Below are 23,338 nucleotides of genomic sequence, written 5' to 3'. Positions count from 1 at the left end.
CGTGGGGGTCGGGGGAAATGCTACCCGCGCCGCGGTCCCGCCCCCGAACCGCTAGAGCGTCGACTGCCCGTCGGCGGCGGTGAGCGCGTTGTCGACGGCGGAGCGAACGAGCGCACCGAGGACACGTCCCGGGTGTTCGACGCCGATGCCGGACAGGGTGCCGGCCGACTGGTCGACGATCGCGGTCGAGAAGCTCACGGCCGCCCGCACCGCGTCGGCGTAGGCGGGCCGGTCGCCCTCGGCCACGACGAACGGTTCGGCGCCCATCTCGACCACGAGCGCCTGCGCGATCGGCAGCACGGGCGCCGGGGCGGTCACCGCGCAGTACGCGTCGCGCAGCCGGGACAGGTCGACGCTCGTGCCCGTGAAGGCCATCGCCGGGTGGATCGCCAACGGGATGGCACCGGCCGCCATCGCCGGGGCGAGGATGCCGACGCCGTGGTCCGGGCTGGTGTGCACGACGAGCTGCCCGGGCTGCCAGATCCCGGCGTCCGCCAGCCCCTGCACCAGCGAGGCGAGCTGGTCGTCCGGCACCGCGAGCAGCACGAGTTCGCTCCGCTCGACCAGGTCCGGCGTCGCGAGCACCGGGGCGCCGGGCAGCATCGCCTCGGCGCGGTCACGACCCTCGTCGGACACGGCGGTCACCCCGACGACGGCGTGCTCCGCGTTCGCCAGGGCTGCTCCGAGGACGGGCCCGACCCGTCCGGCGCCGACGATGCCGACCCCGAGACGCCCGGCCCTCATCGCGCGGCTCCGGTCGGTGGGACGTCGTCCCAGCCGGCGGGGACGGCGCCGGACCGGCGGTCCGCCGTCGGTCCGGCAGGGGCTCCGGACCCGGACACGGTGTCGGCCGCAGCGTGTGTGGCGGCCGCGGGACGGGCCTCCCGTTCGCGCCAGCGGTGGGTCGTGTCGACGGCGGCCGCCTCGACGGCACGCTGCGTCGTCTCCGCCCACAGGCGCTGCGCGTCCCGCGCGTCGAGCGCGCCGACGCGGGCCGAGACCGGGCCGGCCACGGTGTGGACGTGGACGGCTGCGAGCCGCAGGGCACGCTCGAGCGGACCCTGCTCGACCTTGACGCTCTGCACCCGGGGCAGCGGCACGATGACGAGCGAGCGCCACACGGCACCGAGCCGCAGCAGCACCGCACCCTGCACGAACCGGTAGCCGTTGCGCCGGAACGCGAACGGACGGAGCAAGGCGCCACGGCGTGGGGAGTGCACGAAGCCGCCGCGGTCGCCCGAGGTGGTGAGGCTGTCGTCGACGACGTCGACGGCTTCGGCTGCCCCCTCGCGCAGGGCTTCCTGCGAGGCCTCGGGGCCGGCGATGACGGTGCCGACGAGCCCCGGCAGGATGATGTCGAGGACCTCGCGGACGTCCGCCGTGGTGCCCACGGGCAGCACGATCGAGGACACCTGCTGGTTGCTCGACGCCCCGTTGCCGGCGCTCGTCGCACGGTTGATGCGGATGTCCCACCAGCCGAACGGACGCCACAGCAGCGGCTGCGCGACGCTGACGGCGTGGATGCGGCCGGGCGGCAGCGTCTCGTTCGACGTCGAGACCAGCCCGAAGCCGATCCGGATGCCGTCGCGGGTCTCGGCGATCGTGTACTGCAGCGAACGGGAGAACTTGCGGACGTAGTAACCACCGGCACCGAGCACGGCGGGGAACAGCCCGAAGAGCAGGCCGTACTCACCGGTGACGGCGACGCTGACGATCATCGCCGCGATGACGAGTACCAGGAACAGCGTCGTGCCGGACAGCAGCATCGACGCGATGAGGCGACCCGGTCGCACCTTGACGATGCGGGTCGCGTGCACGGCTGCCGGGTCGAGCTCGGGCGAGAACATCTCGTCGACGCGGTCCTGCAGTGCCCCGTGCGACTGCCGCGACGGACCGCCGTGGCCGTCGTCGTCCTTCGCCCCGGACGCGAGCACCAGGATCCGCTGCCGCAGGTCGTCGGCGGCGCGGGCCCCGAGGTAGGCGAGCTGCACGTTGGCGTCGTTGCCGGCCTGCGCGATCTCGAGCTTGGCGGTGCCGAACACCCGGGGCACGAGCGGCCGCTGGATGTTGATGCCCTGGATCCGGTCGAGCCGGGCCTTGCGGTGGTTCCGGAACAGCACGCCCGAGCGCACCTCGACGATCTCGCCGGTGACGCGGAACTCGTGCATGCGCCAGGACAGGTAGAACAACCCGATCAGCACCAGGAGCAGCACCACGATGCCGAGCAGGACCCAGCCGACGACGCCGTGCTCGTACACGTACCGGACCGGGTCACCGTCCTCCTGCTGCTCGCCCGGGATGAAGAACTCGACGAGCTGGTCCCGCAGGCTGTTCAGCACGTAGCCGAGGATGACGATGAGGAAGATCCCGCCCTTGAGCAGCGGGGTGAGCGGGTGCAGGCGGTGCCACTCGCCGTCGGTCAGGGGTGCCGCGGCGGCCGCGTTGCCCCGGGTGGGCGGGGCGGGCGGAGCGGGTGGCGGGGTGCCCGGTCGGAAGGTCACGGACGACCCCTACAGTCCGGCGCGACGGGACTCGGCGAGCTCGACGAGGCGGTCGCGCAGCTCGTCGGCGTCCGCTGCCGGGACGCCCGGGATCCGGACGTTCGTCGCAGCGGCGGCGGTGACGAACTTGAGCTCGCTCATGCCGAGCGCCCGGTCGAGCGGGCCCCTCGCGACGTCGACGAGCTGCATCCGGCCGTACGGCACGGCCGTGAACCGCTGCCACATGAGGCCGCGGCGCACGACCAGGTCGTCGTCGCGGAGCGCGTAGCCGATGGCCCGGACCCGTCGGGGTGTGAGCGCGGCGGTGATCGCCGTGGTGACGGCGACGACGATGCCGATGGAGAGCCAGACCGTGCCGGCCCCGGAACCGAAGCCGTCGGTGACGATCCCGATGAGCACGCAACCGGCGGTGAGCACGACACCGATCACGAGCGTGGTGATGAGTTCGGTCCACACGAGCTTCGCGGACACCCGCTGCCAGGCGATCCCACCGAGGCCGAGGCCGGGCTCGTCGAGTCGTTCACGCGGCATCGCGGGCCTCCTGGGGTTGCTCGGTCAGTTCACCGTCGTCGAACCGTTGCGGGGATCGTCACGGTCGTCGTCGTCACCCGGGGGTGCGATGCACATGCGCTCCGCCACGAGTGCGCAGACCGTCAGGACGATCCCGCCCCCGACGGTGATCACGTTCGGCAGGGTCGAGCCTAGCGAAGGCGTCGCGGAACGGGTCAGCAGGTACAGCACGAGGCCGAGGGCGAACCCGCCCAGCAGCGTGCCGCAGATGCTGGACGCCTTCGCGAGCACGACGACCCGCGTCGCGTAGAGCGGGTCGACCGGCCGCTGGCGTCCGGCACCGTCGCGCGCGTGCCGGCGCACCGGGCGCGCCATGAGCACGACGGCGACGCCGATGAACGCGAGCGTGACGCCGAGCGGGATCGAGAACAGGAACGTCGGCAGCTGGCGCGACGCCAGGACGGCGTCGAGTGCGAAGCCGGCGACCACCGTCACGACGGCGATGCTGATCAGCGTGGAGGCGCGGGTGGGCTTCATGCGCTGGTCGCGCTCCCCGCAGGCCGGGAGGCCCGTGCCGGCTCCGCGAACAGGCGCGGCTCGTCGACGCGCTCGGTGTCGTCCCCCACGGCGGTGAGCAGGTCGGCCACCGGTCCGGCACCGGGCAGGACGGCCTCGGGGTCGGCGTCGAGCCACGGGGCGAGCACGAACGCGCGCTCAGCGGCCCGGGGGTGCGGCACGACCAGGGTGTCCGTGGCGATCCGCAGGTCGTCCACCGCGACGACGTCGAGGTCGAGGGTGCGGTCGCCCCACCGGACCTCGCGCGTGCGGCCGTGGGCGTCCTCGATGCCGTGCAGGGCGTCGAGGAAGGCCTGCGGCTCGAGGTCGGTGTCGACGACCACGACGGCGTTCCGGTAGCGGGGCTTCGACGTGTCGAGGCCGTCCAGGGTCACGGCGACCGACTCGACCTCGCGGCTCGAGGCCACCGGCACGACTCCGGGCAGGGCGGCGATCGCGGTGGCGGCGGCTCGGAGCGTGCTCCCCCGGTCGCCGAGGTTCGCTCCGAGGGCGACGACGACCCGGTGGGTCATTCTTCTTCCTCGTCCCGCACCGTGGCGCCGCGGGCACGCCGGATGGTGATCGAGACGTCGGTGAACGGCACGGTGATCGGGGCCTGCGGCTTGTGCACCGTGACCTCGGTCGCCAATGCGGCACGGTGGGTGAGCACGGCCGCGGCGATGCGCTCGGCCAGGGTCTCGATCAGGTCGACCGGGTCGCGTTCGATCTCGGCGACGACCTGCTCGGCGAGGACGCCGTAGTGCACGGTGGCGTCGAGGTCGTCGCTGCCCGAGGCGGCGCGGGCGTCGAGCTCCACGGCGACGTCGACGACGAAGTCCTGGCCGTCCTCGCGCTCGTGGTCGAAGACGCCGTGGTGTCCGCGGGCGCGGACCCCGGTGAGTCGGATGGTGTCGTTCACGATCGAGCTGCCCTCCAGGCGTCCCAGACGTCGAGCACGGCACGGGTCGGTGCCGGGTCGTGCACGCGCACACCCCACGCGCCGCGTTCGGCGGCGAGCAGGCTGATGGCGGCGGTGGCGAGGTCGCGCTCCCTGGGCGGGGCACCCTCGGGGCTCCCGACACCGTCGAGGAACCGCTTGCGTGAGGCGGCGACGAGCACCGGCAGGCCGATCGAGGCGAAGCGCTCGTAGCCGGCCAGGATCTCCCAGTTCTGCACGCCGTGCTTGGCGAAGCCGAGGCCCGGGTCGATGACGACCTGCTCCTGCCGGACGCCGAGCACGATGAGTTCGGCGACCCGGAGTTCGACCTCGCGCCGGACCTCCTCGACCGCGTGGGTGTACTCGGCGTTGCGGTACATCCGGTCGCTGTGGCCGCGCCAGTGCATGACGACGAAGCCGACGCCCGTCGACGCCACGACCCGGGCCATGTCCGGGTCGGCGAGCCCACCGGAGACGTCGTTGACGATGGCGGCACCGAGGTCGACGGCACGTTCGGCCGTCGCGGCGTTCATCGTGTCGACGCTGACCGGGATGCCTTCGGCCACGAGCTGCTGCACGACCGGCAGCACCCGTTCTTGCTCGACCGGCACGGGCACGCGCTCGGAACCGGGGCGGGTGGACTCCCCGCCGACGTCGATGACGTCCGCACCGGCCGCGACGAGGTCACGTGCGTGCTGCACGGCGGCGTCGTAGGCCTGGTGCAGCCCGCCGTCGCTGAACGAGTCGGGGGTGACGTTGAGGATGCCGAGCACCCGGGTGCGCTCCTCGGCCGGACCACCGCGGTCACGGCGACGGCCGGTCACGACCTCGGGCACCGGCTGGGGTGCACGGAGGTCGATCGCGACCGTCGCCGGTTCGGCGGCGGCGGCGCGGGCACGACTCACCTCGGCGAGTCGACGCTCTCGTCGCGTCGGCAGCTCGGTCATGCCGGCCTACGCGGGGGCGATACCCGGGTTGCCGAACGGGCGACGACGGGTCTTCGAGGTCGACTCGGAGTCCGACGGGTCCGCTGCGGTCGAGGCGGCCTTGCCGGGCACGTCGATCGCGGGCAGGTTGCTGACCGGGCGCTTGTCGCTGGAGAGCCACTGCGGGCGCTCCGGCAGCTTGCGGACGTCCTTGAAGATCTCCACGAGCTCCGGGGCGTCGAGCGTCTCCTTCTCGAGGAGCTCGCCGGCAAGGCGGTCGAGGATGTCGCGGTTGTCGTTGAGCACCTGGTAGGCCTCGTCGTGCGCGGCCTCGAGCAGGGCGCGGGTCTCGGCGTCGACCGTCTGGGCGATGGTCTCCGAGTAGTCGCGACCGGTGCCACCGCTCATGTCACGGCCGACGAACGGCTCGCTCGAACCGGACCCGAGCTTCACGGACCCGACGGCCTGGCTCATGCCGTACTCGGTCACCATCTTGCGGGCGGTGCCGGTGGCCTTCTCGATGTCGTTCGAGGCGCCCGTGGTCGGGTCGTGGAAGACGATCTCCTCGGCGACGCGACCACCCATGGCGTAGGTGAGCTGGTCGAGGAGCTCGTTGCGGGTGACCGAGTACTTGTCCTCGAGCGGGAGCACCATCGTGTACCCGAGGGCACGGCCGCGGGGCAGGATCGTGATCTTCGTGACCGGGTCGGTGTGCCGCATCGCCGCTGCCGCCAGGGCGTGGCCGCCCTCGTGGTACGCGGTGATCAGGCGTTCCTGGTCGGACATGATCCGGGTTCGGCGCTGCGGGCCGGCCATCACGCGGTCGACGGCCTCGTCGAGGGCACGGTTGTCGATGAGCTGCGCGTTCGAGCGGGCGGTCAGCAGGGCCGCCTCGTTCAGGACGTTCGCCAGGTCGGCACCGGTGAAGCCCGGCGTCTTGCGGGCGAGCAGCTCGAGGTCGACGCTCGCGGCGAGCGGCTTGCCCTTCGCGTGCACCTCGAGGATCTGCTTGCGGCCGGCGAGACCCGGGGCGTCGACGCCGATCTGGCGGTCGAAACGGCCGGGGCGCAGGAGCGCGGGGTCGAGCACGTCGGGACGGTTCGTCGCGGCGATGAGGATGACGTTGGTCTTGCCGTCGAAGCCGTCCATCTCGACGAGGAGCTGGTTCAGCGTCTGCTCGCGCTCGTCGTTGCCACCGCCGATGCCGGCACCACGGTGACGACCGACGGCGTCGATCTCGTCGATGAAGACGATGGCCGGCGAGTTCGCCTTGGCCTGCTCGAAGAGGTCACGGACACGGCTCGCACCGACACCGACGAACATCTCGACGAAGTCCGAACCGGAGATCGAGTAGAACGGCACGCCGGCTTCACCCGCGACGGCGCGGGCGAGCAGGGTCTTGCCGGTTCCGGGAGGGCCGTAGAGCAGCACGCCCTTCGGGATCTTCGCCCCGACGGCCTGGAACTTCGCGGGCTCCTTGAGGAACTCCTTGATCTCGTGCAGTTCCTCGATCGCCTCGTCGGCACCCGCGACGTCGGCGAACGACACCTGCGGGTTCTCCTTGTTGTTGATCTTGGCCTTCGACTTGCCGAACTGCATGACCTTCGAGCCGCCACCCTGGGCGCTCGAGAGCAGGAACCAGAACAGGGCACCGATGATCAGGAACGGCAGCAGGATGCCGAGCAGCGACAGGAACCAGTTGCCCTGGGCGACGCGGTCGTTGTAGCCGTCCGGCAGGTTGGCGTCGTTGACGGCCTGGACGACCTCTTCGCCGCGTGGCGTGGAGTAGTAGAACTGCTCCTGCTTGTCGCCGTCCTTCAGGACGAGGTCGACCCGCTGCTCGGTGGAGTTGATGGTCGCGGACGAGACCTTGTCATCGGAGAGCTGCTCGAGACCCTTCTGGGTGTCGATCTCTTGCGTGCTGCCCTGGCTGATGACGCTCCAGCCGATGAAGATGCCCGCCAGCGCGATCAGCACGTAGAGGTACGGGCCGCGGAAGATGCGCTTGAAGTTCATGTGATCCGGGCGCGAGTGCCCGACACCTTTCTCTGCCGAAGTTGCGTGCAGGTCAGCATACGGCCGCGATTCTGTGGCGAGAATGGGTGTCCTCTGCGGGCGAACTCACCCCCGGGCCAGAGTCGGCCGAGTGCGGCCCGAGCGCGGCGGGCTGCCCGTCAGGAGTAGACGTGCGGAGCGAGGACGCCGACGCCGCGCAGGTTGCGGTAGCGCTCGTCGTAGTCCAGGCCGTAGCCGACCACGAACGCGTCGGGGATGTCGAAGCCCACGTACTTCACGTCGACCTCGACCTTGGCGGCCTCGGGCTTGCGCAGCAGGGCGACGATCTCGACGCTGGCGGCACCACGGGACTGCAGGTTCTGCTTGAGCCACGACAGGGTCAGACCGGAGTCGATGATGTCCTCGACGATCAGGACGTCGCGGCCGTGCAGGTCGGTGTCGAGGTCCTTGAGGATCCGCACCACACCGGACGACTTCGTGCCGGAGCCGTACGACGACACCGCCATCCAGTCCATCCGCGCCTGCATCTTGAGGTGGCGCGAGAAGTCCGCCATCACCATGACGGCACCCTTGAGCACCCCGACGAGCAGCGGGTCGCGGCCCGCGTAGTCGGCGTCGACGACCGCCGCGAGCTCGGCGAGCTTCTCGTCGATCTGCTCGGGGGTGAAGAGCACTTCGGACAGGTCTGCCTGGACGTCGGAGAGTTCCACCACGCCAGCCTAACCGGCGCTGAACTCGATGCGGTCGCCGGTCCGCGTGGCACGGACGCCCGGCAGGTCGATCGGGCCCTGTCCGCTCCAGTCCGTGACGAGCCGGCAGACCTCGAGCGTCTGCACGCGCGACAGCGTCACCCCGAACTCGCTCTCCACCGCCAGGCGCACGAGTCGCTGCCGGAGCGCCGGCGGGTTCGCCCCGAGCGCCCGCACCGACAGCGAGATGCCGGCCTCGGAGTGCTCGGCGATGTCCTCCGCGATCTCCTCGGCGAAGTGGTCCAGCGCCGCGGAGTCCTCGCGCAGCTGGTCGGCCGTCCGGGCCAGGGCCTCGGGCACCCCGGCACCGAGCTCCCGTTCGAGCACCGGCAGCAGGGTGTTCCGCACCCGCACCCGTGCGTACGCGGGGTCGTCGTTCTGCGGGTCGCGCCACGGCGCCAGCCCCGCTGCGGCGCACGCCTGCCGGGTCGCGTGGCGCCGGACCGACAGGAGCGGCCGGCCGTAGGCCGGACCGCCGTCACGGCGGGCGAGCGGCTGCATGCCGGACAGGCTGTCCGGCCCGCTGCCGCGCAGCAGGCCGAGCAGCACGGTCTCGGCCTGGTCGTCCAGGGTGTGGCCCAGCAGCACCAGGGGTGACCCGGTGGCGGCCGCGACCTTGGCGATCGACGCGTGGCGGGCCTCCCGGGCGGCGCCTTCCGGGCCGCCGTCGGAGCCGACCGTGACCCTGCGGACCGTCACCGGGTCGAGTCCCAGCTCGGATGCCTGCCGGGAGGCGCGGCTCGCGACCGCCTCGGAGCCCGCCTGGAGCGCGTGGTCGACGACCACTGCCCCGGCCCGCAGACCCTGCTTGCCCGCTTCGAACGCGGTGGCCGCGGCGAGGGCGAGGGAGTCCGGTCCGCCGCTCAGTGCGACGAGGACCAGGTCGCCTGCGGCGACCACGCCGTCGTCGACGGCTGCGGCGAGCAGGTCGCGGACCGCCAGGCGGGTCTCGGCGACGGCGGGGTCGAGCCGGGGACGCGGAGAGTTCACCCGGTAACGTTAGCCGCGCTTTCGCAACACACGACAGTCCCCGAAGCAGACACAGGAGCGCAACATGGCCGCGTACGACGTCGTCGTCGAGATCCCCAAGGGCAGCCGCAACAAGTACGAGGTGGACCACGAGACCGGTCGCGTCTACCTCGACCGCGTGCTGTTCACCTCGTTCGTCTACCCCACCGACTACGGGTTCTTCGAGAAGACCCTGGCCGACGACGGTGACCCCGTGGACGCGCTGCTGCTGCTCGAGTTCCCGACGTTCCCCGGCGTCGGCGTCAAGGTCCGCCCCGTCGGCGTCTTCAAGATGAGCGACGAGGCCGGCAACGACGAGAAGGTCCTCGTCGTCCCCGCCAAGGACCCGCGCTGGGCGCACATCCAGGACATCTCGGACGTGCCGGAGCAGACGAAGGCCGAGATCGCGCACTTCTTCGAGCGCTACAAGGACCTCGAGCCGAACAAGTGGGTCAAGGCCGAGGGCTGGGGCGACGCCGCCGAGGCCGAGCGCATCGTGCAGGCCGGTCAGGCCGCGTACGTGCCCGGCTCGCACTGACGATCCCCTGACGACGAACGGCGCCCGCTCTCCTTCCGGAGGGCGGGCGCCGTTCTGTGTCGTGCGGGGTGGGCTGCTGCGGGGCGGGGCGGGGCGTGCGCGGGCGGAGCGTGGCGTGCGGGGGCGCGGCGTGCGGGGGCGCGCCTGGTGGAAACGGGCGTACCGGGTGGAAACGGGCGTACCTGGTGCGTTGATCCGTGCAGGTACGCCCGATCTCGCTTGGTACCGCAGCCGCTCTGGGAAAGAACGGGCACTCCGGGAGCGGGCTACAGGGAACCGCTCGGGCGGGCGACGTACGGCATGAGCTGGTTCGGCAGCCAGATCGCGCGCTCGACGACGCCGACGCCGGGGCGCGCGGCCTCGACCATGGTGCCGTAGCTCGTCACGATCGAGTCGTGGTACGCCCCCGAGGCCGTGCCGTTCGACGAGTAGAACAGGATGTCGCCGGGCTGGCGCTGGGACAGCGGGACGAGGCGGCCGATCGACTTGAAGTAGTTGTACTGCCAGACGACGTTGTGTCCGCCGGTCGCGATGCCCTGCGAGCTGTAGGCCATCATCACGAGGCCGGAGCAGTCCCAGGTGTTCGGGCCGGCGCCGGTCAGGACGTACGGCTCGCCGAGCTGGGCACGGGCGAACGCGATGGCACCGGCGGCCTTCGAGGGGCTGCTCGGGGCAGGGGCGGGAGCGGGCGCCGGTGCCGGTGCCGGAGCAGGGGCGGGTGCCGGAGCAGGCGCGGGTGCCGGCTTGCTCGGAGTGCTCGGCTTCGCGGGGGTGCCGGGGTTCGACGGGGTGCTGGGCTTGGACGGCGTGCTCGGCACGGCCGGGGTGGAGGTCCCGCCGCCGGTGCTGCCGGTGCCGCCCGTGTTGCCGGTGTTGCCACCGCTCGTGCCGCCGCCGGTGGCGTTCCCGGTGCCGGAGCCGGTGCCGGTGCCGGTGCCGCGCGTCTGCTTCGCGATGGCGGCCGCGGCGGCCTTCGCCTGCTGCGCACTCCAGTACGCGGTCTCCGTCGCGACGCTCGTGCCCTTCAGGTACGCGAGCTGGCGCAGGACCTCGGCCTGCTGGTCCTGTTCCTTCAGCACCCGGGCCTGGGCGCCTGCGGCCACGTCGTTGGCCGTCGCGAAGGTGGTCTTCGTCGCCTCGGTCGCCTTGCTCAGGGCCTTCTCGGCCGCGGACTGCTGGGCGGCCAGGGACTCGACGGTCTTCTGGTCGGCGCGTGCTTCGGCCAGGACGGTCGCGGAGCGCTCGGACAGGTGCGACATCGTGCCGACGCGGTAGAGCAGGTCCTTCGAGTCCGACGAGTCCATGAGCATGGTCGTCGACAGGTCACCGCCGCCCGTGCGGGACAGCTCGACCACGAGCCCGGCGACCTGGCCGGCCGAGTCGTCCGCCCGGGCCTTCGCGCGCTTCGACTGCGCGGACAGGTCGGCGAGGGTGTCCTTCGCCTCCTGCTGCTGCGACGCCGCGAGGGCGTACGCCTGCCCGGCCTGCTGCTCGGCGACACCGGCCTGGTCGGCGGCGTCCTGCAGCGTGCCGAGCCGGTCGCTCAGCTCGTCGACCGTCTGCTGGGCGTCGGCCGCATCGGACTTCGCGGCCTTGACGTCGTCCCAGGACGGACCCGAGGGTGCGGCCTGGGCCGGTCCGGCGATGACGACCGACAGGCCGATGCCGAGCACGGCGATGGTCGCGATCCCGCAGGAGAACGAGCGAGCGGAGGTGGTCATGACGTGGGTCGACGCCTTCTGGTGGCGCTGATGCTCATACCGAGATCCCCCGCGCTGCCATGAAGGGGACCGGGTCGACGGCAGCGCCGTTGATCCGGGTCTCGAAGTGGAGGTGGCACCCGGTCGACCAGCCGGTCGATCCGATCTTGGCGATCTGCTGTCCCGCGGTGACGTGCTGGCCGGCGGTGACCATGATCCCGCCGTCGACGACGTGGCCGTACGCGGTGGAGATGCCGCCGCCGTTGTCGAGGATGACCTCGTTGCCGTACCCGCCACCGTTGCCGGCGAAGGTGACGGTGCCGTCGTGCGCCGCGTAGATCGGGGCGTAGCAAGCGGGGGCCAGGTCGACGCCCGCGTGCAGGGCGCTGACGTGCGTGTAGGGGTCGACGCGGTAGCCGTAGGGGCTGGTCTGGAACCCGCCGGCGGGTCGGACCCAGCCCGCCGGGTTGGCGCTGCCGCCGCCGGTGCCGCCCTGGCTGGTCGCCGCGGCCTTGGCTGCTGCCTTCGCGGCGGCTGCGGCGAGGCGGGCCTGGCGGGCCTTCTCGGCGGCGACGCCCTTGCGGTAGTCGGCCTCGACGCCGCGCTGCTTCGACGTGAGCGCGGTCAGCTGCGCTTCGAGCCTGGACTCGTTGTCGTTCTGGGCGTCGACCGCGGTCTGTGCGGCGTCCGCGGCTCCCTGGGCCTGCTGCATCTTCGACTGTGCGGCGTCGGCCAGGTCCCCGAGGGCCTGCTTGGCGCGGTCCGCCTTGTCCGCGAGGCCCTGGGCCACACCGCGGTCTTGCGAGGCCTGCGCGTAGATGCCCTCGGACTGCTCGCTGAGCTTCGACATGGCGCCGAGCTCGTAGAGGAGGTCGCCGGAGTCGGACGGGTGCGTGAGGATGTCCGTCGTCACGTCGTCACCGCTGGTGCGACCGAGCTGAGCGGCGAGCTGACCGGCCTGCTCCTCGGACCGTGCGGCGGTCTGCTCGGCGTCGTCGGCCTGCGACTGGAACTTCTTCTGCTTGAGCGTCGCCTCGTCGTACTTGTTCTGCGCGGCCTGGTACGCCTCGCCCGCGGCCTGTGCGGCCTTCTGCTTGGCAGCGGCCTCGCTCTTCAGCGATGAGATGAGCGACTTGATCTCGCTGACCTTGGCCTGCTGGGCACTGGTCGACGACTTCGCCCGCTGCACCTCGTCCCAGCTGGGGTAGCTCGCGGCGCTGGCGGACGACGCCGGGGCGAGGACCGCGAGCGTGCCGGCTGTGAGCGCGACGGCGACCGCGGCGGCGATCAGGCGGCTGCGGGAGCGGAGGGAGAAGGGAGTGGAGGTCGACATGTATCTCGATTTCGTAACAGCGCGGCAAGGCTCACGCACGTAACACTGTTAACAGGTGCAACAGTAACAACACGGGTCGCAGGCTCGACAGCCCCTCGGACGAGGGGTGCGGCCGCCGACGATGCTCGCACCGACAGCATCGGAGACCCGTGCGCTGACGCCGCGACACGCCGGGGATGCACGGTTGGCGGGGTTGGATTTGTGAAACCCGGGGGGCATCCGTATGCTTGTCCATCGGTAGCGCGATGCACTGCTTGCGGCCCTATCGTTTAGTGGCCTAGGACACCGCCCTTTCACGGCGGCAGCACGGGTTCGAATCCCGTTGGGGTCACTCCTTGAGTGAGCGAGCAAGTAGTACTGAACAACACCACAGCAATTCAATATGGCCCTGTAGCGCAGCTGGTTAGCGTGCCGCCCTGTCACGGCGGAGGTCGCGGGTTCAAGTCCCGTCAGGGTCGCCACGGCTGGATAGCTCAGTTGGTAGAGCGTTCGACTGAAAATCGAAAGGTCCACGGATCGATGCCGTGTCCAGCCACCGGTGAAGGCCCCCTGCTTCGGCAGGGGGCCTTTTCCGTTGTCTGGCCGGTGTGACCTGCTCGCAAAACACCGGTGTTCGCGCATCGAGCCGCGGCATGCGCGTGTTCAACGGGCGAACACCGGTGTGTTGCGGACTGCCTACGCCTCGCGGGTCTTCGGGCTGCTGTCGTTCGTCTTCGCGGGGTCGCGCTCGACCACGGCGCCGAGGGCATCGTCGATCCGCGACATGAGCTCCGCGGGGATCGTGACGCCGGCAGCGCCCGCGTTGTCGTGCACCTGCTCCGGACGCGAAGCCCCGATGATCGCCGAGGCGACGTTCTCGTTCTGCAGGACCCAGGCGACCGCGAGCTGCGCCATCGACAGGTTCAGCTCGTCGGCGACCGGCTGCAGCTCCTGCACCGAGGACAGCACCTCGTCGCGCATGAACCGCTTGATCATGTCCGCGCCGCCCTTGTCGTCGGTCGCGCGGGAGCCCTCGGGCAGCGGCTGACCCGGCTTGTACTTGCCGGTGAGCACACCCTGGGCGATCGGTGACCAGACGATCTGCGAGATGCCGAGTTCCTTCGAGGTGGGGACGACCTCGTCCTCGATGACCCGCCACAGTGCCGAGTACTGCGGCTGGTTCGAGATGAGCTGGAAGCCGAGGTCCTTCGCGAGCGCCGCCCCCGCACGCAGCTGGTCCGCGGTCCACTCGCTGACGCCGACGTACAGGACCTTGCCCTGACGCACGATGTCCGCGAAGGCCTGCATCGTCTCTTCGAGCGGGGTCTCGTGGTCGTAGCGGTGCGCCTGGTACAGGTCGACGTAGTCCGTCTGCAGCCGCTGCAGCGAGCCGTCGATCGACTCGAGGATGTGCTTGCGGGACAGCCCGGTGTCGTTGTGGCCCTTCGGACCGGTCGGCCCGAACACCTTCGTGGCGATCTCGAGGGACTGGCGCCGCTCCCCCTTGAGCGCTTCGCCGAGGACCGTCTCCGCGCCGGTGTTGGCGTAGACGTCGGCGGTGTCGAACGTCGAGATGCCGACCTCGAGGGCGGCCTTGACGCAGGCGATCGCCGCGTCGTTCTCGACCTGGGATGCGTGGGTGAGCCAGTTGCCGTAGGTGATCTCGGAGACCTTGAGGCCCGAGTTGCCGAGGTAGCGGTACTCCATGTGCGTGTCACTCCTGTCGTGGGGCGCGTCGGTGCGACCCGAACCGTGACGGTAGTCCCGTCGCCCCCAGGAGCACTCGGCCTGCGAGTGCACGCCTGTACGCTGATGTTTCAGAGACGATCGAAAAAGACGAAACCCCGGCGATGTGGCCTGAGCCAGGGATCGTTCCGGGGTCTTCGTGAACAACGTTAGCAGGCGAGGCGGGATGCAGGAAGACGAGCTCGAGCGGCTCATCACAGCCGATCGGCTCCGTTCGTACGCAGGGCGGACGGGGTCGTCGACTGAAGCACTGCGGCTCTACGAGTGGAACATGCGAGCCGCGGCGGCAGTCATGGAGCTCACCGGCGTCGTCGAGGTGTTCGCTCGCAATGCGCTCGACCGTGAACTCTGCGCGTGGGCATCGAGCCGCACCGGGCCGCCCTGGTTCGACATCGCACCACTCGACAGCCGCGGGCGTGCCGACCTCGCGAAGGCACGGGCACGGGCGGGTCGAGAAGGTCGACGTCCCGAAGTACACGGACGGGTCATCGCGGAGCTCAGCTTCGGGTTCTGGCGGTACCTCGTCGAATCGCGGTACCACACCTCGCTCTGGGTGCCTGGCCTGCATCGAGCCTTTCCGCACGGGCCGGACAACCTGCGCATCCGACGGAGCGAGGTGGCGCGACGGCTCCAGCAGCTGCACTTCGTGCGGAACCGCGCCGCGCACCACGAACCCATCCACGCGCGGAACCTGCAGCGGGACCACGACTTCGCACTCGAACTGCTCGGCTGGATCAGTCCACACGCGGCGTCCTGGGCTGAGGGCACCACTTCGATCGAAGCCGTGCTCCGTGCCCGCCCCGACGGGTAGGTGCAGGATCGAAAGGGTTGCGGCACGGAGCGGTGCCGCCGGAAGCGAGGGAGCATCCATGACCGGAGCGAGCGTGTTGTTCATCGGCGGGAGCGGCGTCATCAGCGCCGCCTGCGTCCGGGAAGCCGTCGAGCAGGGGTTCGACGTGACCGTGCTCAACCGGGGGACCACCGGGGGCAGGCCGATCCCGGAGGGTGTGACGCGCCTCCAGGCCGATGTGTCGGACCGCAGCGCACTGGCGGACGCACTCGGCGACCAGCGCTTCGACGTGGTCGTGAACTGGATCGCCTTCACGCCGGACCAGGTGCAGGCCGACGTCGACTTCTTCGCCGGGCGGACGCGGCAGTACGTGTTCATCAGCTCGGCTTCGGCCTACCAGACGCCGGCGACGCACCTGCCGATCACGGAGTCGACGCCGCTGAAGAACCCGTACTGGCAGTACTCGCGCGACAAGATCGCGTGCGAGGAGCTGCTGATGGAGGCGTACCGGCAGCAGGACTTCCCGGTGACCATCGTGCGTCCGTCGCACACCTACGACGAGACGAAGCTGCCGCTGACGGGTGGATGGACCGCGGTCGCTCGGATGCGTGCCGGCAAGCCGGTCATCATCACCGGCGACGGCACCTCGCTGTGGACCCTGACGCACAGTCGCGACTTCGCGGTCGGGTTCACCGGGCTGCTCGACCGGGCCGAGGCGATCGGCGAGCCCTTCACGATCACGAGCGATGAGGCCCCGACGTGGAACGCCATCGCGCACGAGATCGCGGCGGCGGCCGGGGTCGAGGACCTGCGGATCGTGCACGTGCCGGCGGACGCGATCAACGCCGTCGACCCCGAGTGGGGCGCGGCGCTGCTCGGCGACAAGGCGAACTCGTCGGTGTTCGACAACAGCAAGATCCGGTCGCTCGTGCCGTGGTACCGGCCGCGCACGACCTACCGGCAGGGTGTGCGCGAGGTCATCGCCTGGTACGAGGCGCACCCCGAGGAGCAGGTCGTCGACGAGCGGCTCGATGTCCTGATGGACGAGCTGGCGGCGCGCTGGGCGGTGTGAGCCGCACTTTGTGACGCGCGCCGGCGCGCAAGACACCGGTGTTCGCGCTCCGCACCGCGGCATGCGGGGGTTCAACGCGCGAACACCGGTGTTTTGCGGATCAGGTCAGGCCCGCGCGGCGAGCACGTCCGCCAGGGTTCCGATCGCGAAGCGCAGCTCGTCGTCGGTGACGACCAGGGGCGGCGCGAAGCGGATCGTCGACCCGTGGGTGTCCTTCACCAGGAGCCCGCGGTCGGCGAGGTCCTTCGAGATCGCCTTGCCCGTGCCGAGCGCGGGGTCGATGTCGATCCCTGCCCAGAGTCCGGCGACCCGGTGCGAGACGACACCCTTGCCGAGCAGGTCGTCGAGCAGGCCGCGCAACAGCGGTTCGCCGTCGAGGGCCCGCTGCTGGAAGGTGCCCTCACCGAGCATCGCCACGACCTCGGCGCCGACGGCTGCGGCGAGCGGGTTGCCGCCGAAGGTCGATCCGTGTTCGCCGGGGCGCAGGACGCCCAGGACATCGCGCGAGCCCACCACCGCGGACACCGGCACGATGCCGCCACCGAGGGCCTTGCCGAGTGTGATGAGGTCGGGACGCACCCCGACGCGCTGCACCGCGAGCGTGTGCCCCGTGCGACCGAGGCCGGACTGGATCTCGTCGGCGATGAACAGCGCACCGAACTCGTCGCAGACCGCCCGGACGTCGGGAAGGTAGGACTCCGGCGGGATGACCACGCCGCCCTCACCCTGGATCGGCTCGAGCAGCACGGAGACGACGGTCTCGTCCATCGCTTCGCGCAGGGCCGCCGCGTCGCCGTACGGCACCGTGCGGAAGCCCGGCGTGAACGGCCCGAAGTCATCGTGGGCCGAGGGGTCGTCCGAGAACGAGATGATCGTCGTGGTGCGGCCGTGGAAGTTCCCGGACGCGACGATGATCGTCGCCCGCTCGGCCGGCACGCCCTTGACGCGGTAACCCCACGCGCGGGACACCTTGATCGCGGACTCGACGGCCTCGGCACCGGTGTTCATCGGCAGGACCATCTCGGTCTCCGTCAACGCCGCCAGTGCTGCAGCGAACGGCCCGAGCTGGTCGTTCACGAACGCGCGGCTCGTGAGCGTCACGCGGTCGAGCTGCGCACGTGCGGCGTCGAGCAGCCGCGGGTTGCCGTGACCGAAGTTGACCGCCGAGTACGCGGCGAGGCCGTCCAGGTACTGCTTGCCGTCGACGTCGGTGACGGTCGCTCCGGCACCCGACGCGATGACGACGGGCAGCGGGCTGTAGTTGTGCGCGAGGGCGCGGTCCTCGACGGCGAGCGCCGCCGCGGTGTTGACCCCGAGCGACGCTGCCGCCGACATCAGCTGACCCCGAGCGAACGCGCGACCGAGGTGCCGGTGCCGACCGGGTGCAGGTCGAGGGTGCAGCACTTCACGCCGCCACCGCCGAGCAGCAGCTCGGACAGGTCGACGCCGATCGGGTTGTAGCCCTTCTCGCGCAGCTGCTCGGCGAACCGAACAGCCCGGGCGGCGATCACGACGTTGTACCCGTCGGAGTAGGAGTTCAGGCCGAGGATCGCGGCGTCCTCTTCCGTGGCGATGATCGCGTCCGGGAAGCGCTCGCGCAGGATCGCCAGCGACGGCTCGTCGAAGGCGCTCTCCAGGTACGCGATGTTGCTCGTCCCGTCGACGGCGGGCTCGGGGTCGAGCACGGCGATGGCGGTGTCGAGGTGGTAGAAGCTCGGGTTGATGAGCTTGAGCGTGACGACCTCGCGGCCGTAGATCTTCGCGAGCTCGTCGTGCGAGGTGCTGTCCGACCGGAAACCGGTGCCGGCGAAGATCGTGTCCCCGATGAGCAGGAAGTCGCCCTCGCCCTCGTTGGTCTGTTCCGGCTCGGCGACGGTCAGACCGGCCTGGCGGAACCAGTCCATGTACGCGGGGCCCTCGGGCTGGCGCTCGGGGTACTGGAACTTCGCGCCGTACGCGATGCCGTCGAGGACGAACCCGCCGTTGGCCGCGTAGACCATGTCCGGCAGTCCGTCGATCGGGTCGATGTACGAGATGTCGAAGCCGAGCTGCTCGTAGACGGCGACGAGCGACTCCCACTGCTCGACGGCCTTCGACGTGTCGGTCGGCTCCTCCGGGTGCATCCACGGGTTGATCCGGTAGCTCACGGTGTAGAAGTCCGGCTTGCACATCAGGATCGTGCGCTTGGTGGCGACACGGGCCGGGGTGGCGACGGACTCGGGGGCGGGTGCGGTGTTCGACATCAGTCCTCCTGGAAGGGACCGGGGCCCGAGCCTGCCAGGAACCGAAACGGAACGAGGAGAAGAGCTCCGGTGAGATGCAGGCTCACTCACCGCAGCGGACCAGGTCGACGCCGTGTCGATCCTTCCACAGACCGTCCGGCAAGTGCAGTACCGGGGCTCTGACGGCTTGACACCCGTTCGGGTGACGCACGTTTCGTGCGCGAGACCCACCAGCCTCGCAACAAGTCCGCGTACGATGGGGACAAATGGATACGCTCGACCACCGCATCCTGGATCAGCTCCGGGACAACGCCCGCGCCGGCTACGGCGACATCGGGTCGGTGGTCGGACTCTCGGCCTCGGCCGTCAAGCGCCGTGTCGACCGGCTGGTCGGTGACGGCGTCATCCAGGGCTTCACGATCAAGGTCGACCCCGCCGTCGAGGACCGCGGGACCGAGGCCTGGGTCGAGCTCTACTGCCGCGGCACCGTCTCGCCCGACGAGCTGCGTGCCCTGCTCGACACCGTCCCCGAGGTCATCGACGCCGGTACGGTCACCGGCAGCGCCGACGCCGTCGTGCACATGCGTTCGAAGGACCTGTCCGCGCTCGAGGAGGCGCTCGACAAGGTCCGCCTCGCTCCCCAGGTCGACCACACCCGCTCCGCGATCGTGCTCTCCAAGCTCGTCAGTCGAGAGACCGCGTAACGTCCCACGCATGGGACGGAAGACGGCCGGGAGGCGCGGATCACCGCCCACGGGATCGCGTCCGGCCCGGCAGCTGGTCACCGCTGCGGGCCTTGCCTACGTCGCGAACTGCCTGTGGGGCACCGCGGTCGCCGTGCGGCTGATCCGCACGAAGAAGCTCCGCGTCGTGCACCACGGGCTGTTCGTCGTGACCGCGACCCTGACCGGCGTCGCCGCGACGACCCCCGCGTGGACGCGCGACCGGACCGCACTGTTCCTGCTGCCGGCACTCGTGCCCCTGGCGGTCGCTCCACGCACCAACCCGCGCTCCGGAGCACACTGGAAGGTCGCGGTCGCCGCCGCACCGTCCTACCTGGGGGCCGTGCTCGCCCGCAGGCGATCAGAGAGGTGAGCAGTGGAGCTGTTCGAGGCCATCCGACGACGACGCACGACGAACGGGCCGTTCCTGCCCGATCCGGTGTCGGACGAGCACCAGCGGCTGCTCATGGAGCTCGCCGGCCGGGCGCCGTCGCAGCTCAACAGCCAGCCGTGGCGCTTCGTGCTGATCGAGGAACGCCGGACGATCGACCGCGTCGCCGAGATCAGCGGCAGCTCGATGACCCGCACGATGGCCGAGGGCACGTTCTTCGAGCGGTACAAGCCGTACTTCCGGTTCTCGAAGGCAGAGATGGACGAGCGGCGCGACGGCATGCTGTTCGACAAGCTCCCCGGGCCGCTGCGGCCGTTCACGAAGCAGGTGTTCACGAAGCGCGGGCAGCTGCTCATGAACACGCTCCGGGTGCCGCAGACCCTGGGTGAGGAGAACCGGAAGCTCGTCGCCGGGTCGCCGCTGCTGCTCGGCGTGATGCTCGACCGCCACGAGTACCGGAAGGAGGAGCTGTCCGGCTTCTACTCGGTGTTCAGCATGGGCGCGGCGATGGAGAACATCTGGCTCGCGACGACCGAGCTCGGCCTGGGGATCCAGTTCGTGTCCTTCCCGATGGAGACCCCCGGCGCGTGGGAGGAGATCGAGGGACTGCTCCGTGTGCCCGAGTCGCTCGAGCTGATGGCCGTCTACCGGATCGGGTACCTGCCCCCGGAACGACGACGTCCGGCCATCGACTGGACGTCGAGCGAGCGGAAGCGTCCCTCGCAGTACGTGTTCCGCGGCACCTGCGACACCCCGCAGCGCGGGTGGGACGACGCACCCGTCGCAGCCCACATCGAACCGGAGGCGACCACATCGTGACCGACACCCGACCCACCCACGTGACCCCGGGCCTCCAGGCCGTTGCCCCCGGCCTGCCGGGCCGCCCCTGGATCTCGCAGGACTGGCTCGACGTCGTCTTCGTGCACTGGCGCGTCGATGTGTCGGCGGTGGCCCCGCTGCTGCCGGCCGGCACACGGCCCGACACGATGGCGCTCGACGGCACCGACGACGGGGTGACCACCTGGGTGGGCCTCATCGCGTTCCGGTTCGAGGACACGCGGTTCCCGCCGTTCTCGACCGGGAGCATCGGCGACTTCGTCGAGCTGAACGTCCGCGTCTACACGGTCGACGAGCAGGGGCAGCGCGGGGTGGTGTTCCTGTCGCTCGACGCCGGCAAGCTCCTGCCGACCATCGGCGCACGCGTCGCGACCGGACTGCCGTACCGGTGGGCGGTCGCGGAGTCGCGCAGCGGTGACGGCCGCGTGGGGTACGCGATGCGTCGGCACGGCACCCACCTGCGGTCGATGCTCGACGTCCGGATCGGTGAGGCACTCGACGAGCCGGGGCCGCTCGAGACGTTCCTGACGGCGCGGTGGGGCATGCACGTGCACCGGGCCGGACGGACGCGGTTCTGGCCGAACGAGCACGAGTCGTGGCCGTTGCACCGGGCCTCGGTGGTGTCGCTGCGGGACGACCTGGTCGGGGCGGCCGGGCTGCCCTTCGGGCTGACCGAGCTCGAGCCGGACTCGGTGCTCTACTCGCCGGGGGTCACGACACGGTTCGGTCGGGGGCGCTGAGGCCGGACGACGTCAGTCGTGGGGTGACCGACGTGCGACGACGAACTGATGGACGGCCATCACGGCGCTGATCACCGCGAAGGCAGCGCCGAACGTCCAGGTCGTGCTCCGGTAGTCGGGGAGATCAGCGAGCGTCAGGCCGAGGACCGCGAGGACACCGCACCACACGGCGACGGCGAGTGCTGTCCACGCGACGACGAGGCGATCGATCCGCGGCACCGAGCGCGTCAAGCGGAACGCCGTCGGGACGCCGGCGACCGCACCGAACAGGGCGCCGAAGGGGAACCCGACGGTCAGGGTGGTGACCGACACGATGCCGACGCTCGCGACCGCGACGACCACGCGGGTGACGTGGGACCGCCACGAGGCTCCGCGGCTCTGCTCGTCGTACGCGCGCCGACCCGTCACGAACAGGGCAACGGCGCCGACGGTCGTCACCACTGCGGCGGACACCCCGACGACGAGCGCCAACGCACCACCGAAGGCGATCCCGACGGCGACGTGTGCGGCGGCGAGGAGCAGCGCGAGGACCGGGTACAGCCAGACCTCGAGCGGCCGGGTCGGTGTGTTGAGCACCCAACCGGGCGGCGCCTCCTCGGCGGGGCCGGCGGTGTCGGGGTCTCGGGTCTCCACCTGGCCATGATGTCCGATCGGTGCGTGCGTGGTTCGGTACGGCGACTTCGGGGGACAGCGGCTGAGTGGTGCACGGCCGACCGCAGGTACAAGGGAGCCATGACTCGAGTGGCAGTGGTGACCGGTGGATCCGCAGGACTGGGACGGGCGACCGTCCGGGAACTCGCCGCACGGGGGTGGGACGTGGCCGTCCTGGCCCGCGGGCAGGAGGGCGTCGACGCCGCCGTCGCCGAGGTCGAGGCCGCCGGGCGCCGCGGGCTGGCCCTGGTCGCCGACGTCTCCGACCGCGACGCCGTCGAGGCCGCGGCTGACCGGGTCGAGCAGGAGCTCGGACCGATCGACCTGTGGGTGAACGGCGTGATGGTCGGGGTGTTCGGGAAGTTCCTCGACACCGCCCCGGAGGACTTCGAGCGGGCGCTGCACGTGACCTACCTCGGCTTCGTGAACGGCACCCGGTCGGCGCTGTCGCGGATGGTCCCCCGCGGCCGTGGGCACGTGATCCAGGTCGGCTCGGCGCTCGGGTTCCGTGGGATCCCCCTGCAGGCCGCGTACTGCGGTGCGAAGCACGCGATCGTCGGGTTCACCGAGTCCGTCGTCTCCGAGCTGCGCGAACAGGGCAGCAAGGTCAAGGTGTCCCGTGTGGACATGCCGGCGCTCAACACGATCCAGTTCCAGTGGGTGAAGTCGAAGCTGCCGCACCACCCGCAGCCGGTCGCCCCGATCTACCAGCCCGAGGTCGGTGCCCGGGCCATCGCCGCCGTGGCCGAACGACCGCGCAGCCGCACCTGGGTGGGCGAGTCGACGGTCTACACGATCCTCGGCAACCGGATCAGCGGACGCTTCGCCGACTGGTACGCCGCCAAGACCCTGGTCGACGGGCAGCAGGCACCGGACAAGGACGGCCTCGAGATGCGGGACAACCTGTACGAGCCGGTGCCGGGCGACCACGGAGCGCACGGGGTCTTCGACGAGTCCGCCCACGCCTGGTCGCCGCAGACCTGGTGGGTGGAGCACCGCCGGGTCGGCAACGGCATCATCGGCGCGGTGCTCGGCGCGGCCGGTGCCGCTGCACTCGTCGTGGGACGCCGACGATGAGCCGCCGGTCGTCTGCCGGCAACGGGGCAGCCGTCGTCGAGCTGGCCCGGGCCGGGCTCGGCCTGTGGCACCTGAGCCGTGCGGCCCGAGGGTCGGACCAGGCCGTGCTGCACGGCGTGCTCGGGGTCCGGCAGCTCGCACAGGCCGTCCTCGTCGCGCGGGTGGGTTCCGGCAACGCGCACACCCTGAGTGCCGTCGTGGACGCCCTGCACGGTGCAACGATGGTGCCGCTCGCCGTCGATCCGCGTCGACGCCGGTTCGCGGTCGACCAGCTCTGGATCGCCGCCGTGCTCGCGATCGCCGAGGCAGCGGTCGTCGGTCGCCGAGGCCGCCGCTGA

General features: G+C 70.9%; 25 protein-coding genes and 3 tRNA genes. 12 read left to right on the top strand and 16 right to left on the bottom strand.

Annotated elements, in window-relative coordinates:
* Positions 1-51 precede the first annotated feature (51 nt).
* The 10 genes from DEJ08_RS00915 to tilS all read right to left on the bottom strand — a co-directional run bounded on the left by DEJ08_RS00915 (position 52) and on the right by tilS (position 9,184).
* The gene (locus DEJ08_RS00915; RefSeq protein ID WP_181421243.1) at positions 52-744 is read right to left on the bottom strand and encodes a Rossmann-like and DUF2520 domain-containing protein; all 693 of its coding nucleotides are present in this window, start codon (positions 742-744) and stop codon (positions 52-54) included.
* Positions 741-2,501, bottom strand: coding sequence for a PH domain-containing protein (locus DEJ08_RS00910; protein WP_284180496.1), 1,761 nt, complete (start codon positions 2,499-2,501; stop codon positions 741-743). Before DEJ08_RS00910 ends, DEJ08_RS00915 begins: the two co-directional genes overlap by 4 nt.
* A gap of 9 nt (positions 2,502-2,510) precedes the next feature.
* Positions 2,511-3,032, bottom strand: a complete 522-nt coding sequence (locus DEJ08_RS00905) for a PH domain-containing protein (protein WP_110863569.1) — start codon at positions 3,030-3,032, stop codon at positions 2,511-2,513.
* A gap of 24 nt (positions 3,033-3,056) precedes the next feature.
* Complete coding sequence (locus tag DEJ08_RS00900; protein ID WP_111055725.1) at positions 3,057-3,548, bottom strand: DUF3180 domain-containing protein; 492 nt, start codon at positions 3,546-3,548, stop codon at positions 3,057-3,059.
* A complete protein-coding gene (gene folK / locus DEJ08_RS00895) occupies positions 3,545-4,099 on the bottom strand; it encodes a 2-amino-4-hydroxy-6-hydroxymethyldihydropteridine diphosphokinase (protein WP_111055724.1) in 555 nt (184 codons plus the stop codon). Before folK ends, DEJ08_RS00900 begins: the two co-directional genes overlap by 4 nt.
* Positions 4,096-4,485 (bottom strand): dihydroneopterin aldolase, encoded by a 390-nt coding sequence (gene folB / locus DEJ08_RS00890; RefSeq protein WP_111088265.1) that lies wholly within the window; start codon positions 4,483-4,485, stop codon positions 4,096-4,098. Before folB ends, folK begins: the two co-directional genes overlap by 4 nt.
* Positions 4,482-5,450, bottom strand: coding sequence for a dihydropteroate synthase (gene folP / locus DEJ08_RS00885; protein WP_173032459.1), 969 nt, complete (start codon positions 5,448-5,450; stop codon positions 4,482-4,484). The genes folB and folP overlap by 4 nt, the downstream gene beginning before the upstream one ends.
* Positions 5,451-5,456: 6 nt before the next feature.
* Positions 5,457-7,445: an ATP-dependent zinc metalloprotease FtsH gene (ftsH, locus tag DEJ08_RS00880; RefSeq protein ID WP_027467057.1), complete on the bottom strand. Its 1,989-nt coding sequence runs from the start codon at positions 7,443-7,445 to the stop codon at positions 5,457-5,459.
* Positions 7,446-7,603: 158 nt separating this feature from the next.
* Positions 7,604-8,155 carry a hypoxanthine phosphoribosyltransferase gene (gene hpt, locus DEJ08_RS00875; protein WP_017887686.1) on the bottom strand — a complete coding sequence of 184 codons (552 nt, stop codon included), beginning with the start codon at positions 8,153-8,155 and terminating at the stop codon, positions 7,604-7,606.
* A gap of 9 nt (positions 8,156-8,164) precedes the next feature.
* Positions 8,165-9,184 carry a tRNA lysidine(34) synthetase TilS gene (tilS, locus tag DEJ08_RS00870; protein ID WP_111055723.1) on the bottom strand — a complete coding sequence of 340 codons (1,020 nt, stop codon included), beginning with the start codon at positions 9,182-9,184 and terminating at the stop codon, positions 8,165-8,167.
* Between the two features lie 64 nt (positions 9,185-9,248).
* On the opposite strand from tilS, the gene DEJ08_RS00865 reads away from it, so the two are divergent.
* Positions 9,249-9,740, top strand: coding sequence for an inorganic diphosphatase (locus DEJ08_RS00865; RefSeq protein ID WP_027467055.1), 492 nt, complete (start codon positions 9,249-9,251; stop codon positions 9,738-9,740).
* Between the two features lie 266 nt (positions 9,741-10,006).
* On the opposite strand, the gene DEJ08_RS00860 is transcribed toward DEJ08_RS00865, so the two are convergent.
* Both DEJ08_RS00860 and DEJ08_RS00855 read right to left on the bottom strand, forming a co-directional pair.
* Positions 10,007-11,461, bottom strand: a complete 1,455-nt coding sequence (locus DEJ08_RS00860) for a C40 family peptidase (protein ID WP_111055222.1) — start codon at positions 11,459-11,461, stop codon at positions 10,007-10,009.
* 34 nt (positions 11,462-11,495) lie between these two features.
* Positions 11,496-12,773: a M23 family metallopeptidase gene (locus DEJ08_RS00855; protein WP_111040160.1), complete on the bottom strand. Its 1,278-nt coding sequence runs from the start codon at positions 12,771-12,773 to the stop codon at positions 11,496-11,498.
* A gap of 258 nt (positions 12,774-13,031) precedes the next feature.
* Between DEJ08_RS00855 and DEJ08_RS00850 the strand changes: the two genes are divergently transcribed.
* From DEJ08_RS00850 to DEJ08_RS00840, 3 genes are all read left to right on the top strand, one after another.
* Positions 13,032-13,104 (top strand) — tRNA-Glu (locus DEJ08_RS00850).
* 53 nt (positions 13,105-13,157) lie between these two features.
* Positions 13,158-13,234, top strand: a tRNA-Asp gene (locus DEJ08_RS00845).
* A gap of 1 nt (position 13,235) precedes the next feature.
* Positions 13,236-13,308: transfer RNA gene (locus tag DEJ08_RS00840), tRNA-Phe, on the top strand.
* Positions 13,309-13,448: 140 nt separating this feature from the next.
* Here DEJ08_RS00840 and DEJ08_RS00835 read toward each other — a convergent pair.
* Positions 13,449-14,459 (bottom strand): aldo/keto reductase family protein, encoded by a 1,011-nt coding sequence (locus DEJ08_RS00835; RefSeq protein ID WP_071404504.1) that lies wholly within the window; start codon positions 14,457-14,459, stop codon positions 13,449-13,451.
* A 205-nt stretch (positions 14,460-14,664) separates the two neighbouring features.
* Between DEJ08_RS00835 and DEJ08_RS00830 the strand changes: the two genes are divergently transcribed.
* Together DEJ08_RS00830 and DEJ08_RS00825 are read left to right on the top strand one after the other, a co-directional pair.
* Positions 14,665-15,309: a hypothetical protein gene (locus DEJ08_RS00830; RefSeq protein WP_111040158.1), complete on the top strand. Its 645-nt coding sequence runs from the start codon at positions 14,665-14,667 to the stop codon at positions 15,307-15,309.
* A gap of 58 nt (positions 15,310-15,367) precedes the next feature.
* Positions 15,368-16,360 (top strand): NAD-dependent epimerase/dehydratase family protein, encoded by a 993-nt coding sequence (locus DEJ08_RS00825; protein WP_111055223.1) that lies wholly within the window; start codon positions 15,368-15,370, stop codon positions 16,358-16,360.
* Positions 16,361-16,465: 105 nt separating this feature from the next.
* On the opposite strand, the gene rocD is transcribed toward DEJ08_RS00825, so the two are convergent.
* Positions 16,466-17,695 (bottom strand): ornithine--oxo-acid transaminase, encoded by a 1,230-nt coding sequence (gene rocD / locus DEJ08_RS00820; protein WP_111055224.1) that lies wholly within the window; start codon positions 17,693-17,695, stop codon positions 16,466-16,468.
* The gene (gene ddaH / locus DEJ08_RS00815; protein ID WP_071245287.1) at positions 17,695-18,603 is read right to left on the bottom strand and encodes a dimethylargininase; all 909 of its coding nucleotides are present in this window, start codon (positions 18,601-18,603) and stop codon (positions 17,695-17,697) included. The genes rocD and ddaH overlap by 1 nt, the downstream gene beginning before the upstream one ends.
* 245 nt (positions 18,604-18,848) lie before the next feature.
* Here ddaH and DEJ08_RS00810 point away from each other — a divergent pair, with 245 nt between their 5' ends.
* The 4 genes from DEJ08_RS00810 to DEJ08_RS00795 are packed head-to-tail and all read left to right on the top strand — an operon-like array spanning position 18,849 to position 21,272.
* The gene (locus DEJ08_RS00810) at positions 18,849-19,286 is read left to right on the top strand and encodes an Lrp/AsnC family transcriptional regulator (protein WP_017887694.1); all 438 of its coding nucleotides are present in this window, start codon (positions 18,849-18,851) and stop codon (positions 19,284-19,286) included.
* Between the two features lie 10 nt (positions 19,287-19,296).
* Positions 19,297-19,677: a hypothetical protein gene (locus tag DEJ08_RS00805; protein WP_071404501.1), complete on the top strand. Its 381-nt coding sequence runs from the start codon at positions 19,297-19,299 to the stop codon at positions 19,675-19,677.
* 3 nt (positions 19,678-19,680) lie between these two features.
* The gene (locus DEJ08_RS00800; protein ID WP_111055225.1) at positions 19,681-20,514 is read left to right on the top strand and encodes a nitroreductase family protein; all 834 of its coding nucleotides are present in this window, start codon (positions 19,681-19,683) and stop codon (positions 20,512-20,514) included.
* Positions 20,511-21,272 (top strand): YqjF family protein, encoded by a 762-nt coding sequence (locus tag DEJ08_RS00795; protein WP_258367223.1) that lies wholly within the window; start codon positions 20,511-20,513, stop codon positions 21,270-21,272. The genes DEJ08_RS00800 and DEJ08_RS00795 overlap by 4 nt, the downstream gene beginning before the upstream one ends.
* 12 nt (positions 21,273-21,284) lie before the next feature.
* Here DEJ08_RS00795 and DEJ08_RS00790 read toward each other — a convergent pair whose 3' ends face one another.
* On the bottom strand, positions 21,285-21,905 hold the full coding sequence (locus DEJ08_RS00790; RefSeq protein ID WP_111055226.1) for a hypothetical protein: 621 nt from the start codon (positions 21,903-21,905) through the stop codon (positions 21,285-21,287).
* Between the two features lie 99 nt (positions 21,906-22,004).
* On the opposite strand from DEJ08_RS00790, the gene DEJ08_RS00785 reads away from it, so the two are divergent.
* Together DEJ08_RS00785 and DEJ08_RS00780 are read left to right on the top strand one after the other, a co-directional pair.
* Positions 22,005-23,000 (top strand): SDR family oxidoreductase, encoded by a 996-nt coding sequence (locus DEJ08_RS00785; RefSeq protein WP_111045601.1) that lies wholly within the window; start codon positions 22,005-22,007, stop codon positions 22,998-23,000.
* Complete coding sequence (locus DEJ08_RS00780; protein ID WP_111055227.1) at positions 22,997-23,338, top strand: hypothetical protein; 342 nt, start codon at positions 22,997-22,999, stop codon at positions 23,336-23,338. Before DEJ08_RS00785 ends, DEJ08_RS00780 begins: the two co-directional genes overlap by 4 nt.

This window comes from Curtobacterium sp. MCLR17_054 (assembly GCF_003234335.2).
GTDB lineage: Bacteria > Actinomycetota > Actinomycetes > Actinomycetales > Microbacteriaceae > Curtobacterium > Curtobacterium flaccumfaciens.
Note: the sequence above shows the minus strand (reverse complement) of the source record. Positions and strands in the feature narration are given on the sequence as shown.